Genomic DNA, 14,368 nt, shown 5'->3' on the forward strand with positions numbered 1-14,368 from the left:
CGAATCCACTCACCTTCATCTCAGCTTTACTGGGCTATGAAGGAGGGATGGAATGGGTCGAACACTTCGAAGAACGGGCACGACGACGCGGACCGGACCCGGCGTGGTCCCTCGGCGCGGAGTTGCCGCCGGCGGTGATCGCGAGCCTGCAGCGCTTCCAGGTCGGTGAGAGCGGCGACGGCGCGACGCTGGCCGCGCACGCCGACGCCGCGGGCGACCCGGCGTACGCCGCGGCGGTCCGGCTGTTCGTCGCCGAGGAGAACGAGCACGCACGACTCCTCGCGGAGCTGATCCGCGCGGGCGGCGGCGAACTGCTCGACGGGCACTGGTCGGACGCGGTTTTCGTGCGCGCCCGTCGCGCCCTCGGCCTGCGCTGCGAGCTGCTCGTGCTGACCGTCGCGGAACTCATCGCGGTCAGCTACTACGGGGCGCTCGCGCAGTCGCCCGATCCGCTCCTCGCCGAGGTCAGCCGCCGCATCCTCGACGACGAGCAGTACCACATCCGGTTCCAGCGCGACCGCCTCAGCGAGGGCTTCGCGGCCACCCCGCCCGCTCGGCGGCGAGCGATCGGGGCCCTCTGGCAGGGCTTCGCCTGCGCGGTGTCGATCGTGGTCGCCGCAGACCACGGTCGCGCGTTGGCGGCGGTCGGCGGCTCGCGGCGGGCACTGCTGCGGGAGAGCGCCGCTCTGTTCGGCCGGTTCCGGCGCGAGGTCTTCGTCGCCGCGCCACCGGTGACCGCGCGAGAGATCTCCGCCGCGCCGCGTCGCCCCTGATCAACACCGGTATCCGCCTGTGGATAACCGCTGATTCCGGACGGTTCACGGTGCGCCGGCGTGCTCGACTGGAGCCATGCGGCACCGTCTGAACCCGTATCTCACCGTGGTGGTCCGGCCGCCCACGCTGGTCCAGCTGGGCGCCTCGGCGACCGGCGCGCCCGTGCTGCAACCGCCGCCGTGGCTGGCTCCGGACGCGACGGCGGGGCTGCTGCGCTGGCTGCAGTCCTTCCGCACCGCCCGCGAGCTGGAGCGCCGCGCCGCCGACCTGGGCATGACCCCGTCCGACGTCACCGAGCTGCTGGACGCGCTCCGCGGCCACGGGCTGCTGGAGGCGGAACCGCCGCACGCGCCCCTGCAGGTCCACCTGCACGGGCGGGGCCCGGTCTCCGACACGGTGCTCGGCGAGCTCGCCGCCCTCGACGAGGTCCGGGTGACCGCCGGGACCGCGCGGAGCTGGACGCCCGCCGGCCGCGGCGTCGACCTCGTCGTGCTCGCGGACGCCCTCTCCCCCGATCCCGTGCTGGTGGCGCGGCTGATGCGGGAACGGGTGCCGCACCTGCCCGTGGTGCTGCGCGACGGTGCCGGGATCGTCGGGCCGCTCGTGCTGCCCGGCGCGGGCCCGTGCCTGCGGTGCCTGGACCGCGCCCGGGCCGACGCCGATCCCGGGTGGCCCACGCTCGCCTGCCAGCTGTTCGGCCGCGCGGGGCGGGCCTCGGCGCAGATCCTGCGGATCACGGGTGCGGTGGCCGCGCACCAGGTGGCGGCCGTCGCCGCCGGGCGGTGGGACTCGGCGGACCCGCCGGACGCCCTCGGCTGTACGTTGGAGGTCGAGGGCAGCGCGATCGCCGTCCGACGATGGTTCATGCACCCCGGGTGCGGATGCGGGGTCCCCGCTCCCGCGGCCGAGGCGGCAGGCTGACTCCAGGGGGCCAGATGTCCGAGATCACCCGTGGCAGTGCGAAGCGCACGGCCAAGCTGGCGGGGCTGCCGTTGGGCATGGCCAGCCGCACCGCGGTGGGCTGGGGAAAGCGTCTCGCCGGCGCCGACAAGGACGAGGTGAACGCGGAGCTGCAGGCCAAGGCCGCGGAGCAGCTCTTCGAGGTCCTGGGGCAGCTCAAGGGCGGCGCGATGAAGCTCGGCCAGGCCATGAGCGTGATGGAGGCGGCCGTGCCGCCGGAGTACGCGGCCCCCTACCGCGACGCCCTCGCGAAGCTGCAGAACGAGGCGCCGCCCATGCCGGCGGCCACCGTGCACAAGGTGCTCGACCAGCAGCTGGGCACGGGCTGGCGGGACCGGTTCAGCTCCTTCGACGACGAGGCCGCTGCGTCCGCGTCCATCGGTCAGGTGCACCGCGGTGTGTGGTCCGACGGTCGGGAGGTAGCGGTCAAGGTCCAGTACCCGGGCGCCGACGAGGCCCTGCGCGCCGATCTCAAGGCCCTCGGCCGGCTCAGCTCCGTGCTCAAGCCGCTCACGCCGGGCGCCGACGTGAAGTCGCTGGTGCAGGAGCTCACCGACCGCACCGAGGCCGAGCTCGACTACCGGTACGAGGCCACCAACCAGCGCAAGTTCGCCAAGGCCTTCGACGGTGACCCGAACGTCCAGGTGCCCAAGGTCTTCGCCAGCGCGCCCACCGTGATCATCAGCGAGTGGGTCACCGGGCGGCCGCTGCGCGACGTCATCGCGAACGGCACCCAGGAGGAGCGGAACGACGCCGCCTCGAAGCTCACCGAGTTCGAGGTGAGCGCGCCCGCCAGGACGGGCCTGTTGCACGGCGACCCGCACCCCGGGAACTTCATGATCGCGCCCGACGGGCGGCTCGTCGCCCTCGACTTCGGCGCCGTCGCCGAGTACCCGGGCGGCATACCGCCGGCGGTCGGCAAGATCCTGCGACTCGCACGCGACGAGGACTACGACGCCCTGTTCCCTCTGCTGCGCAGCCAGGGCTTCATCCCGCCTCGGCTGGAGATCACGCCCGAGGACATCCGCGGCTACCTCGCGCCGTACGTGGATCCGCTGCGGTCCGAGAGCTTCCACTTCACCCGCAAGTGGCTGATGAAGGCCGCGTACACCGCGACCGACGTGCGCGGCGAGCAGTTCCAGACGGGCCGCAAGCTGGCCCTGCCGCCCGAGTACGTGATGCTCTTCCGCGTCCTGCTCGGCATGGTCGGCATCTGCTCGCAGATGGAGGCCGAGGCGCCGTACCGCGCGATCGTCGAGCATTGGGTGCCGCTGCTCGACGGCGACGAATGACCATCCCTCGCGCAGGCGCCCGAGCACACGCAGCGCCGCCGCGAGGTCCGCGCCGCCGGGCGTAGTGTCGGGCGCATGACCGCGTCGATCTCCCGCCTCGTCGTCTCCGTCTCCGCGCTGGACCCGGCGCTGGCCTTCTACGCGGGCCTTCTCGGCCTGCGCCGCACCGCCGCCGCCGACGAGCTGGCGTGGCTCGCCACCGCCGACGGCGTCGAGATCATGCTGCACGAGCGCCCGGCGACGCCCAGCGACACCGCCGTCGCCCTCGGATTCGCCGTTGCGGACCTGGACGGCGTCGTCGGCGCGTGGACGGCGCGCGGCGGCGCCGTCGTGGACCCACCCGAGGAGCGACCGTGGGGCGAGCGGATGGCCGTCGTGCGCGATCCCGACGGGCACCTCGTGTGCCTGTCCCAGGCCGCGGCGTAGTCGCTCAGTCCCCGTCCGCCGGCTTCGACGCGGCGACGGCCTCCGTGCGGCTCTCGTACAGGTGCGGCGCGAGGCCGCGATCGGCGAGGTGGTCGGCGAGCTTGAGCCGCAGGAACGCCGATGTGGTGTATCGGGTCACCGACTCGTAGTACTTGCTCATCCGGCGGACGCGGGTGGCGAACTCGTCGACGAGGTCCGGGCCGAGCACGAAGTTGTCGTAGTTGATCACAACGTTGACGGGCCGCCCGATCTCCGCGAGCCGCCGCTCGATCTCCACCCCGGCGCGCTCCACCTCCTCCTCGGTGCGCACCGCGACGCCCTCGAAGTTCATGAAGAACAGGTTCCGCTTCTCGTCGTAGGTGAACCGCGCCTCGAGCGGCACGGACAGCAGGTCGTCGCGCAGCCCCATCGGGTCGTCCCGGAAGATCCGTGGATCCATGATCGCGGGCGGGCCGTCCATGACGGGCTCGAAGCCCAGCAGGTCCAGCACGTCGCGCTGCAGGTCGACGCCGGGCGCGATCTCGATGAGCTCCATGCCGCGCTCGGAGAGCCGGAAGACGCACCGCTCGGTGATGTACATGACCGGTTGCCCCGCCTTGAGCGCGTACTCGCCGGAGAAGGTGCGCTGGTCGACGGACGCGACGAACTTCGGCGCGGCCGGGCCGTCCGAGGTCACGATGGCACCGTCGGAGACCTCCGTGCGCGCCGGCGCGAGGAAGGTGCCCAGGAAGTAGACCGCCTTGGCGTTCTGGCTGATGTTGATGAACCCGCCGGCGCCCGCGAGGCGCGGGCCGAACCGGCTGACGTTGACGTTGCCGTCGACATCGGCCTGGGCCATGCCGAGGAAGGCCGCGTCGAGCCCGCCACCGTCGTAGAAGTCGAACTGGGAGGGCTGCGCGAGAATCGCGTCGGCGTTGATCGCGGAACCGAAATCCGTTCCGCCCGCTGGCATGCCGCCGATGACGCCGGGCTCGGCGGTGAGCGTGAGGTACTCGAGGACGCCCTCCTCGGCGGCGACGGCCGCGACCCCCTCGGGGACGCCGATGCCGAGGTTGACCACCGAGTTCGGGCGCAGTTCCAGCGCGGCGCGCCGGGCGATGACCTTGCGTGGGTCGAGCGGCATCGGGCGGATCCAGCTCATGGGCTGGCGGATCTCGCCGCTCATCGCCGGGTTGTACTGCGAACCCCACGACTGGGTGTGGTGCGCGGGGCTGGTCGCGACGACGACGCAGTCGACGAGGGCGCCCGGGATCTTCACGTCCCGCGGATTCAGCGATCCGCGCTCGGCGATCCGCTCGACCTGCACGATCACGAGGCCGCCCTTATTGTGCACGGCGATCGCCGTCTCGAGCGCCTCGAGCGTGAGCGCCTCCTTCTCCATGGTGATGTTGCCGCTCGGGTCCGCGGTGGTACCGCGGAGGAAGGCGACATCGAGCCGGTCGAAGGCCTTGTAGAAGAGGTACTCGCGGCCGTCGATCTCCATCAGCCGGACGCGGTCCTCGGTGGTTGCGTCGTTGACCTTGCCGCCGCCGAGCCGCGGGTCGGCGAAGGTCCCCAGGCCGACGTGGGTGATCAGCCCCGGCTTGCCGGCGCCGGTGTCGCGCAGCAACTGCGCGATCACACCCTGCGGCAGGTTGTACGCCTCGATCTCACCGGAGAGCGCGAGCTTCTGCAGCGCGGGGGCCATGCCGTAGTGGCCACCCATCGCGCGCTTGATCATCCCGTCGTGGCACAGGTGGACGGTGCCGCGCTCGCCCCGATCGCCCTGCGCCACCGTGAACACCAGCGACAGGTCCTTCGGCGAACCCGTCGCGAGGAAGCGTTCCTCGAGCGCCAGCACGAGCTCCTCCGCGAAGCCCTGCCCGGCGAAGCCCTCGAGCACGAGGTGGTCGCCGTCGCGGACGAGGCGCACCGCCTCCTTCGCCGTGACCACCTTGTCGCGGATCGGTGATGTGGCCGTGGGCATCAGGACCGGATCGATGGACATCGCGTGCCGCCTCTCACTCGCCCCGCGGGGCTGCGATCGCAGTATGCGATCGCACTGTGATGTGTATCACGCGGCGCGGCGGCGTTCGCGCGATTCCGCGACAGCGATCAGACGAAGGCGCTCTTCCCCGTGACCTCCCGCCCCACGAGCAGCGACTGGATCTCGGCGGTGCCCTCGTAGGTGACCAGCGCCTCCATGTCGCAGAGGTGCCGCATCACGTGGAAGTCGAGGGTGATCCCGTTGCCGCCCAGCACATCGCGGGCCATCCGACAGACGTGCCGCGCCTTGACGCTGCAGTAGTACTTGGCGAGCGCGGCCATGGTGTCGGTGACCGCTCCCTCGTCGAGCAGGCGCCCGAGGCGGATGCAGTAGAGCTGCATCGAGGTCACGTCGGCGAGCATCTCGACGAGCTTGCCCTGCACGCTCTGCGTGGCGGCGATCGGCTTGCCGAACTGGGTGCGCCGCTGGGCGTAGGTCAGCGCGATCTCGTACGCGGCGACGGCGTGCCCCGTCGACGACCAGGCGACCGCGTTGCGCGTGCCCATGAGGACCTTGGAGACGTCGGGGAAGCCGTTGCAGTTGACGAGGCGGCGGTCGTCGGGGACGCGCACGTCGTCGAGCACGATGTCGGCGTTCTGCACCATCCGCAGCGAGACCTTGCCTCCGATCTTGGTGGCGCTGTAGCCGGGGTCGTCCTTCTCCACGACGAAGGCCTTGACCTTGCCGTCGCCGGTGTCGCGGGCGAAGACGACGATGACGTCGCACCACGTCGCGTTGCCGGGCCAGCGCTTGAGGCCGTTGAGGATCCAGTCGCTCCCGTCGCGGGTCGCGGTGGCCTCCAGCGCCACGGAATCGGAGCCGTGGTCGGGCTCGGTGAGCGCGAAGGCGCCGATCTTGTCGAGGTTCGCCATCGCCGGCAGCCATCGCTGCCGCTGTTCCTCGGATCCGAGGATGTAAATCGACTGCATGGCGAGGCCGACGTGCACGCCGAGGAACGTGGCGATACTGCCGTCGATCCGGCCCAGCTCGTACGACACGAGCCCCTGCCCGACCGCGGTCATCGGCGTGATGCCGTATCCGGTCATGGTGTCGCCGACGACCTTCAGCTCGCGCAGCTTCGGCAGAATCTCGAACGGGAACTCACCGCGCTCCCAGTAGTCGTTGACGATCGGCAGGAGCTCCTTGTCGCCGAACTTGCGGACCTTGACCAGCAGGTCCTTCTCCTCATCGGAGAGCAGCGCCTCCATGTCGAGGTAGTCGGTGTCGCGGGAGCGGGCGATGCCCTCCGCCAGGGCCTCGGTGGTCTGGTCCGTCATCGGGCGTCCTCACTGTCAGTCGAATCGGCGTGGATCCACTGTGCGCCGCATCACTGTGCGGTCGCAATGGTTTCGCGGACAACGCCGGAGCGACTTTCCGCACGTCCGTCACAGCGGCGGACGTCGGGCCCTCGGGGATCATCGGGGGCGGCGACGCCACCCCGCCCCGGAAACGAGTGAGCCCCGATCCTCTCGGATCGGGGCTCACTGCGATCAGGCCGCATTCTTCCGCGGCCGGCCGCGCGGGCGCTTGCGCGCGATCACGACGCCCTGCTCGAAGATCTGGCCTCCCCACACGCCCCAGGGCTCGCCGCGCTCGAGGGCGGCGGCCAGGCAGGCGCGCTGGAGGGGGCAGGTCTCGCAGAGGGTCTTGGCCCGCTCGAGGTCCGACGGGGCCTCGGCGAACCACAGGTCGGGATCCCCGGCCCGGCAGGGCACGCGGCTCTCGATACTGGTCGTCCGGGTGATACTGATCGAATCGATGGTGCGGACGACTGGTCGTTCGTCCATGATGGTCGGCACTTCTGGTCACCATTCCACCTGTGGTTCAGGTGGCCTCGGTAGCGGCGCCCGGTCAGGCGCACGGGATGTTTCTTCCGGGTGGGTGCGCGAACCGTGTGTGGCGGTCCTCGATCCCCGACGGGGCGGGGGTGACGAGAGACCGTGAATCCACGGGTTCCGCGCTGCTGCGGGGCCCGTGGTGAATGTGAAGAGGTGGGTCTAAGGACCTAACCTCGTCGCGAGAGACACACGGGGCGCGTGAGCGGTTCGTGATCGACGGCGTACGTCGCCTGCTCCTGGCGCAGTCGCCACAGACGTGGCGACATGCCGGGCAGGGCGTGGGAGGCCTCGATACGAACCGCTACTGCTGCGAACACTCCACCCTCTGCTGCGGTGAACTGCTTGCTTGCGTTGATGATTGCGTTGTTCATTTCGTTTGCCTCCTTTCGCGCGCTGGTCAATCACGTTCCGGCGGCGAGGCAGTACCTCGCGCGTCATCCCGTGCGGTCGTGTTCCACAGTATGCGCACGAAACTATTCGCACAAGTTATTTTTGACCTGCGCGTTTCCGGATTCCACGCGACTAGTGTGCGGACTATCGAAATGAATTAGGGTAGCCTTTGCTCAAGCTCCTGGATCACGACGAGAGGACCCCCGATGACGGACCGCCCCACGGACGCCGCCGAGCCGACCGAGGAACGCGCCCGCGCCGTCCTCGCCAGCGAGGGCCACGCCACGCGCGAGATCCAGGCGCTGACGCTGACGGTCCTCGCCGTCTCCGAGGCCACCGGCCCGTTCGTCCGGGTCCGGGGCGCGCTGCGCGGCACCGTCGTCCACTCGGACTGGGCGCTGCCCAATCTCGCGGTGCGGCTGAGCGTGCCCGCGCTCGACGGCGGCGAGCCCGCGTCGCGCATCTACACGGTCCGCACCTTCGACCCCGCCACCGAGACGATCGAGCTCGACGTGCTGCGGCACGGCCACGACTCCCCCATGATGCGCTGGATCGAGGCGGTCCGGCCGGGCGAGCAGGTGCCGCTCGTCGGGCCGCGGCCGCACTTCGTCCCCGATCACGAATCCGGGCGTCCCGCCCTACTCCTCGCCGACGACTCCGCCGTCGCGGCGCTCCACTCCGTCTTCCGGCACTGGCCCGACGGTGCCCGCGGCGTCGCGTACGTGCGCACCGCGGACCAGGAGGTCATCGACGAGCTCGACGCGCCCGCGGGCGTCGAGGTGATCCGCGTCGACGGCCCGCTGCTCGACGCGGCGCGGGAGGCACCGTCGGGCACGACGCTGTGGGCGGCCGGCGAGCGGACCGAGATGCGGGCCGTTCGCGACCACTTCCGGCGCGAGCGCGGCCTGCCGCGCGGGGAGGTGCGCCCGTACGGCTACTGGCAGGCCGCGACCGATTCGACGGCGGTCGACAAGCGGCGGCTCGCACACTTCGGCGTGCTCATGGAGCGTGGCGAGTCCTTCGCCGAGGTCGACGACCTCGACATCTGAGCGCTACGCGTGCTCGGAGACGAGCGCGAGCACCTCGTCGCCGTACTTGTCGATCTTCGTCGACCCGATGCCGTTGATCCGCACCAGCTGGGCGCGGGTGCGCGGCTGGTGCTCGGCGATCGCGAACAGGGTGGCGTTGGAGAAGATCGTGTACGGCGGCACCTGCTGGTCGCGGGCCTGGCCGGTGCGCCAGATCTTCAGCGCCTCCACGAGGGCGTCGTTGAGGTCGGACGGGCAGTCCTCGCAGCGCGAGCGCAGCTTCTCCTCGCGAGTGTCGAGGATGCCGCCGCACACGCGGCAGACGTCCGAGGTGCGGCGCTTGCCCTTGCTCGGCCCGGACTCGACCCGCGGCCGGCCCGCGTCGGCCTGCCCGGCGACCACGTCGAGGAAGCGGGTGCGCTTGCGGGTCTTGCGCCCGCCCTCGTTGCGGGCGAGCGCCCACGAGAGGTGCAGGTGCTCCCGGGCGCGGGTGACGCCGACGTAGAGCAGGCGGCGCTCCTCCTCGATCGGCTCGGGATCGCCCTTGGCGATGGCCTGCGAGATCGGCACCGAGCCCTCGGTGAGGCCGACGAGGAAGACCGCGTCCCACTCCAGGCCCTTCGCCGCGTGCAGCGATGAGAGCGTGACCCCCTGCATCGTGGGCGGATGCTTGGCCTCGGCGCGGGCGCGGAGCTCGCCGATCAGCTCGGCCAGCGTGAGGCCCGGCCGCTCCTTGGCGAGATCGGCCGTCAGCTCGACCAGCGCGCCGAGCGCCTGCCAGCGCTCGAGGGCGCGGGCACCGTCGGGCGCCTCCGGGGTGAGGCCCAGCGGCTCGAGCGCGCCCTTCACGAGGGCGAGCAGTTCCTCGCCCGCGACGCCGCCGAACTGGCCCGCGCGCTCCATGAGCGCCCGCACGGCCTGGCCGATCTCGGGCCGCTCGAAGAAGGCGCTTCCGCCGCGCACCTGGTACGGGATGCCGGCCTCGGTGAGCGCGGCTTCGTGGACGGCCGAGTGGGCGTTGATGCGGTAGAGGATGGCGATCTCGCTGGCGGGGACGCCGCGGGCGAGCAACTCGCGGATCCGCTTCGCGACGAGCTTCGCCTCGGCGGGCTCGTCGTCGACCTCGGCGTAGATCGGCGCCGGCCCCTCGGGGCGCTGGCCGATCAGTTCGAGGCGGGTGCCGGCGACGCGGCCCTGCGCCGCGCCGATCACCTTGTTGGCGAGCGCCACGACCTGCGGGGTCGAGCGGTAGTCGCGCTGCAGCCGGACGATCGTGGCGTCCTCGAAGCGGCGGGTGAAGTCGAGTAGGTAGTTCGGGGTGGCGCCGGTGAAGGAGTAGATGGTCTGGTTCGCGTCGCCCACCACGGTGAGGTCGTCGCGCTCGCCGAGCCAGGCGTTGAGCAGCTGCTGCTGCAGCGGCGTGACGTCCTGGTACTCGTCGACGACGAAGCTGCGGTAGCGGTCGCGGAACTCCTCCGCGATCATGTGGTTGTCCTCGAGGATCGCGGCCGTGACCAGGATCAGGTCGTCGAAGTCGAGTAGGCGGTTGCCGTCCTGATCGGTCTTGCGTCGCTCGTAGGCCGCGTAGACGTCCGCGACGGTGCCGGGCGCCATGGGCGCGGTGCGGCCCGCATCCTCGACGGCCTTCGCGTACGTCTCGGGGGTGACGAGGGAGGCCTTCGCCCAGTCGATCTCGCTGAGCAGGTCGCGGATGGTGTCGGTCTCGGGCCGGAGGTCGCAGTCGCGGGCGGCGCGGCCGATCACCGGGAACTTGTTGTCGAGCAGCTCCCAGCGGGTGTCGCCGATCGCGCGGGGCCAGAAGTACCGCAGCTGCCGCATCGCAGCCGCGTGGAAGGTGACGGCCTGCACGCCCGGGTTCCCGTCGCCACCGCCGATACCGAGCCCGCGCAGCCGCGCCCGCATCTCCCCCGCCGCCCGCGATGTGAACGTGACGGCGAGGACCTGACCTGCGGCGACGTGCCCCGTGGACACCTGGTGCGCGATGCGGTGGGTGATGGTGCGGGTCTTGCCCGTGCCCGCGCCCGCCAGCACGCACACCGGTCCGCGCGGCGCGAGAACCGCCTCCTGCTGTTCCGGGTCCAGTGCTTCGATCACACCGTCGAGTATTCCAGCCCGGTCCGACAGGTCGGGGCCGGGGAAGCAGTGCGGGCGCGGCGTGGTTGAGTCAAGGCATGAGCCAGCTGACGATGTACACCACCACGTGGTGCGGTTACTGCAACCGCCTCAAGACGGGCCTCAAGGCCAACGGGATCGAGTGGACCGAGATCAACATCGAAGAGGATCCCGCGGCCGCCCAGTTCGTGGAGGGCGTCAACGGTGGCAATCAGACGGTGCCCACCGTGAAGTACGAGGACGGTTCCACCGCGACCAACCCGTCCCTCGCCGACGTCAAGCGCAAGCTCGGCGTCTGACCCGTCCGATCCGACGAGAGTCCGGTCCTTCGTCTCGGCGATCCCTGAGACGGATGACCGGACTTTCTCGTTCCGCGCTCACGCCGCCACGAGCACGGCCCGCCGCTCGCCGACCCGCGCGACGTACGCCCGCGTGAACACCGCCGGCAGGGCGAAGCCCAGCGCCTGGACCGCGATCCGCACCGGCTCGGGCTCGCTCAGCGCGACGCACGCCGCGCCCAGCAGGGCGGTCGCGGCGAAGGATCCCGCCCACGCCGCGGTGATGACCGCGTTGACGTGCAGGAACAGCGGGTGCTCCGCGGTCTCCTCGTCGACGGACCGCCGGGCGATCGCCAGCGTGAACGGACGGCCCGTCGCGAGCCCGATCCCCGCGATCACGGCGAGCCACGCCGACGAGAGCGCGCCGTCGTAGGCCTCGAGCGGCGAGTGCGGCGCGACGAACGCGATCGCCGCGAGCGCGACGAAGTAGCCGGCGCCGCCGAGCTCGAGCGCGCCGGCCGGCCGCCCGGCGCACCGATCCTGCACCAGCAGCGCGACGGTGACCGCCAGCGCGGTCACGGCGCCCCACTGCCAGCCGACGGTCGACGAGGCGATCGCCAGGACGATCCAGGGAAGGAATCCGCGTACGTAGCTCATGAGAAGGACGCTACGAGCGCGGCGGCCCGAGGGCCTCGGCCCGCGGGTGGAGATCCGGGTGGAGACCTACTGCGCCGCCCAGGCCTCGGTGATCGCGCGCGCGATCGAGATGGAGTTGGGCAGGAGCAGCGGGGCGTCGGGGGCGTCGGTGCTCCAGTCGCCGGCGGCGAGCGCGTCGCGCACCTCCCGGCGGCTGAACCACCGCGCCTCGGCGATCTCGCCGTCGCGGAAGTCGAGCACCGCGTCGCGGGAGGCGCGGGCGGTGAAGCCGAGCATCAGCGAGCGCGGGAAGGGCCAGGGCTGGCTGGCGACGTAGGTGATCTCGTCGACCTCGATCCCCGCCTCCTCGTGCAGCTCCCGCGCGACGCACTGCTCCAGCGATTCGCCCGGCTCGACGAACCCGGCGAACAGCGAGAACAGCCTCTCCGGCCACTGGTGCTGGCGGCCGAGCAGGACGTGATCGCCGCCGTCGTGCACCAGAGTGATCATCGCGCCGTCGGTGCGGGGGAACTCCTCGCGGCCGTCGGCGGTGGTGCGCACCCAGCCGGCCTTCCCGGGGAGCGTCGGCGCACCGTCGACGGGCGAGAAGCCGGCGGTGGCGTGCCAATTGAGGATGCCGAGGGCCTGCGCGAGCAGCGCCGAGTCCACCGCGGAGAGCAGGTGCCCGCGCATGCGCAGGTCGGCGCCGTCGAAGACGTCCACGCGCAGCGCGAAGACGACCGCCCCGTCGACCCGGCCGAGCAGCACCGCGTCAGCCGGGCGCGACGGCGCGACCTCGTGCCCGCGGGCGAAGACGAGGTCGGTGTCGTCGAGGTCGAAGCGGCCGCGCGGGTCGATGCGCAGCACCTTCGCGGTCGCCCAGGCAGCGTCGAGCGCGGTCTCGTCGGCGCGCAGTTCGTCGGCGCGGTCGACGTGATAGCGGGAGAGGAGCGGGGGCACGGTCAGACTGAGCTTCGCCACGCTCATCATCGTAGGCTGACGGCATGATCGAACCGTTCGTGGACGCCGCGTGGGTGCGGGCCAACCCCGGCGTGATACTGGCCGACACCCGCTGCTACCTCGACGGGCGCTCCACCCGCGAGGCCTACGACGCCGGCCATCTGCCGGGCGCGGTGTTCGTCGACCTCGACGGCTACCTCGCCGCTCCCCCGTCGTCCGCCGAGGGCCGGCACCCGTTGCCCACGCCGGAGGCCTTCGCCGCCGGGCTCTCCGCGGCGGGCATCGGCGACGGTGCGACGGTGGTCGCCTACGACGACGCGGGCGGCGTCATGGCCGCGCGCCTCGTGTGGCTGCTGCGGGCGCTCGGCGAATCCGCCGCGCTGCTCGACGGTCCGCTCGGCCCCCTCGACGACACCGGCACCGTCGACCCCGTGCCCGCGCGCTTCACCCCGCGACCGTGGCCCGCGGACCGGCTGGCGTCGATCGACGAGGCGGCCGGCGGCGCGGTCCCCGTGATCGACGCGCGCCCCGCGGACCGGTTCCGCGGCGAGAACGAGACCGTCGACCCGCGCGCGGGCCACATCCCCGGCGCTGTCAGCGTGCCGTGCCGGGAGAACGTGTCCGACGGTGCGCTGCTCCCCCGCGCGACCCTCCGCGCGCGATTCGAGGAGGCCGGCCTGCGGCCGGGCGCGGACTTCATCGCCTACTGCGGCTCCGGCGTCACGGCGTGCCACGACCTGCTCACCTCGGAGCACGCGGGCTTCCCGGGAGGCCGTCTCTACCCCGGCTCGTGGTCGCAGTACGCGGCCACCGACCGGCCCGCCGCGACGGGCGACTGACGCGCTACACCGCCTTGAGTGTGCCGCCGTCGGCGACGACGTCGGCGCCGGTGAGGTTCGCCGCGCGCGGCGAGGCGAGGTAGGTGATCAGAGCCGCGGTCTCCTCCGGCTCGCTGAGCCTGCCGAGCACGATGGACATCGCGTCGGGCACGCCGGCGAGGAAGTCGTCGAGGGGGACGCCCGCCTGCGCGGCGAGGTGCGCCGCGTAGCCATGCGGATCGCCCCAGTTGGCGGTGCGCGTCGGCCCGGGCGAGACCGTCAGGGAGCGGAGCCCGACGGGGCCGAACTCCTCCGCGAGCGCCTTGCTCAGATTCGTGAGAGCTGCCTTCGCCGCACCGTAGTCGACCGGTTGGTACGGGGCGCGGGCGCCGATCGACGAGACATTGACGATCACGCCCCGGCGGTCCAGCAGGGACGGCAGCAGGGCGCGGGTGACGCGCACGGTGGCGAACAGGTTGAGCTCGAACGTGCCGAGCCAGGTCGCATCGTCGATCCCGAGGAAGCCCTCCGCGTGCATGCTGGCCGGGAGCGCGGCGCCGACGTTGTTGATCAGGATGTCGACCGGGCCCACGGCCTCCGCCAGGCTGGCAGCGGCGGACGGGTCGGTGAGGTCGCGCGCCAGGAAGGTCACGCCCGGCACCGGCTCGGGGACGGTGCGGGCGACGCCGTGGACGATCGCCCCCTCCTGCGCGAGGAGCCGCGCGGTCTCGAGCCCGATCCCCTTGCTGGCGCCGGTGACCACCGCGGTCTTGCCCGTGAGCTGCAGGTCCATGTTTCGTCCTTCGTGT

The 14,368-nt window shown here is 71.8% G+C and carries 14 protein-coding genes; 7 read left to right on the forward strand and 7 right to left on the reverse strand.

From position 1 onward, the window contains the following. Positions 1–47 precede the first annotated feature (47 nt). The 4 genes from WFK95_RS14650 to WFK95_RS14665 all read left to right on the forward strand — a co-directional run bounded on the left by WFK95_RS14650 (position 48) and on the right by WFK95_RS14665 (position 3,452). Positions 48–773 (forward strand): ferritin-like domain-containing protein, encoded by a 726-nt coding sequence (locus WFK95_RS14650; RefSeq protein ID WP_336671126.1) that lies wholly within the window; start codon positions 48–50, stop codon positions 771–773. Between the two features lie 76 nt (positions 774–849). Continuing rightward, positions 850–1,695 carry a hypothetical protein gene (locus WFK95_RS14655; protein ID WP_224647939.1) on the forward strand — a complete coding sequence of 282 codons (846 nt, stop codon included), beginning with the start codon at positions 850–852 and terminating at the stop codon, positions 1,693–1,695. 14 nt (positions 1,696–1,709) lie between these two features. Continuing rightward, on the forward strand, positions 1,710–3,026 hold the full coding sequence (locus WFK95_RS14660) for an ABC1 kinase family protein (protein ID WP_224647938.1): 1,317 nt from the start codon (positions 1,710–1,712) through the stop codon (positions 3,024–3,026). Positions 3,027–3,101: 75 nt separating this feature from the next. Further along, positions 3,102–3,452 (forward strand): VOC family protein, encoded by a 351-nt coding sequence (locus tag WFK95_RS14665; RefSeq protein ID WP_224647937.1) that lies wholly within the window; start codon positions 3,102–3,104, stop codon positions 3,450–3,452. A gap of 4 nt (positions 3,453–3,456) precedes the next feature. On the opposite strand, the gene WFK95_RS14670 is transcribed toward WFK95_RS14665, so the two are convergent. The 3 genes from WFK95_RS14670 to WFK95_RS14680 all read right to left on the reverse strand — a co-directional run bounded on the left by WFK95_RS14670 (position 3,457) and on the right by WFK95_RS14680 (position 7,265). Next, complete coding sequence (locus tag WFK95_RS14670) at positions 3,457–5,439, reverse strand: acyl CoA:acetate/3-ketoacid CoA transferase (RefSeq protein WP_224647936.1); 1,983 nt, start codon at positions 5,437–5,439, stop codon at positions 3,457–3,459. Positions 5,440–5,546: 107 nt separating this feature from the next. Beyond that, entirely contained in the window at positions 5,547–6,755 is a 1,209-nt protein-coding gene (locus WFK95_RS14675; protein ID WP_224647935.1) for an acyl-CoA dehydrogenase family protein, read from the reverse strand. A 213-nt stretch (positions 6,756–6,968) separates the two neighbouring features. Beyond that, positions 6,969–7,265 carry a WhiB family transcriptional regulator gene (locus WFK95_RS14680; RefSeq protein ID WP_224647934.1) on the reverse strand — a complete coding sequence of 99 codons (297 nt, stop codon included), beginning with the start codon at positions 7,263–7,265 and terminating at the stop codon, positions 6,969–6,971. A gap of 647 nt (positions 7,266–7,912) precedes the next feature. On the opposite strand from WFK95_RS14680, the gene WFK95_RS14685 reads away from it, so the two are divergent. Then, on the forward strand, positions 7,913–8,755 hold the full coding sequence (locus tag WFK95_RS14685; protein ID WP_336671127.1) for a siderophore-interacting protein: 843 nt from the start codon (positions 7,913–7,915) through the stop codon (positions 8,753–8,755). Between the two features lie 3 nt (positions 8,756–8,758). Here the strand turns inward: WFK95_RS14685 and WFK95_RS14690 are convergent, their stop codons facing one another. Next, positions 8,759–10,849 (reverse strand): ATP-dependent DNA helicase UvrD2, encoded by a 2,091-nt coding sequence (locus WFK95_RS14690; protein WP_336671128.1) that lies wholly within the window; start codon positions 10,847–10,849, stop codon positions 8,759–8,761. Positions 10,850–10,926: 77 nt separating this feature from the next. Between WFK95_RS14690 and WFK95_RS14695 the strand changes: the two genes are divergently transcribed. Beyond that, on the forward strand, positions 10,927–11,166 hold the full coding sequence (locus WFK95_RS14695) for a mycoredoxin (RefSeq protein ID WP_068522052.1): 240 nt from the start codon (positions 10,927–10,929) through the stop codon (positions 11,164–11,166). Between the two features lie 78 nt (positions 11,167–11,244). Here WFK95_RS14695 and WFK95_RS14700 read toward each other — a convergent pair whose 3' ends face one another. Together WFK95_RS14700 and nudC are read right to left on the reverse strand one after the other, a co-directional pair. Next, positions 11,245–11,802: a hypothetical protein gene (locus tag WFK95_RS14700; protein WP_336671129.1), complete on the reverse strand. Its 558-nt coding sequence runs from the start codon at positions 11,800–11,802 to the stop codon at positions 11,245–11,247. Between the two features lie 66 nt (positions 11,803–11,868). Further along, positions 11,869–12,762: an NAD(+) diphosphatase gene (nudC, locus tag WFK95_RS14705; protein WP_443081551.1), complete on the reverse strand. Its 894-nt coding sequence runs from the start codon at positions 12,760–12,762 to the stop codon at positions 11,869–11,871. Between the two features lie 23 nt (positions 12,763–12,785). Here nudC and WFK95_RS14710 point away from each other — a divergent pair, with 23 nt between their 5' ends. Beyond that, positions 12,786–13,580 carry a sulfurtransferase gene (locus tag WFK95_RS14710; RefSeq protein WP_336671131.1) on the forward strand — a complete coding sequence of 265 codons (795 nt, stop codon included), beginning with the start codon at positions 12,786–12,788 and terminating at the stop codon, positions 13,578–13,580. Between the two features lie 4 nt (positions 13,581–13,584). Here WFK95_RS14710 and WFK95_RS14715 read toward each other — a convergent pair whose 3' ends face one another. Next, on the reverse strand, positions 13,585–14,352 hold the full coding sequence (locus tag WFK95_RS14715; protein WP_336671132.1) for an SDR family oxidoreductase: 768 nt from the start codon (positions 14,350–14,352) through the stop codon (positions 13,585–13,587). Positions 14,353–14,368: the final 16 nt, after the last annotated feature.

Source organism: Tsukamurella sp. USMM236 (assembly GCF_037148755.1).
Taxonomy (GTDB): domain Bacteria; phylum Actinomycetota; class Actinomycetes; order Mycobacteriales; family Mycobacteriaceae; genus Tsukamurella.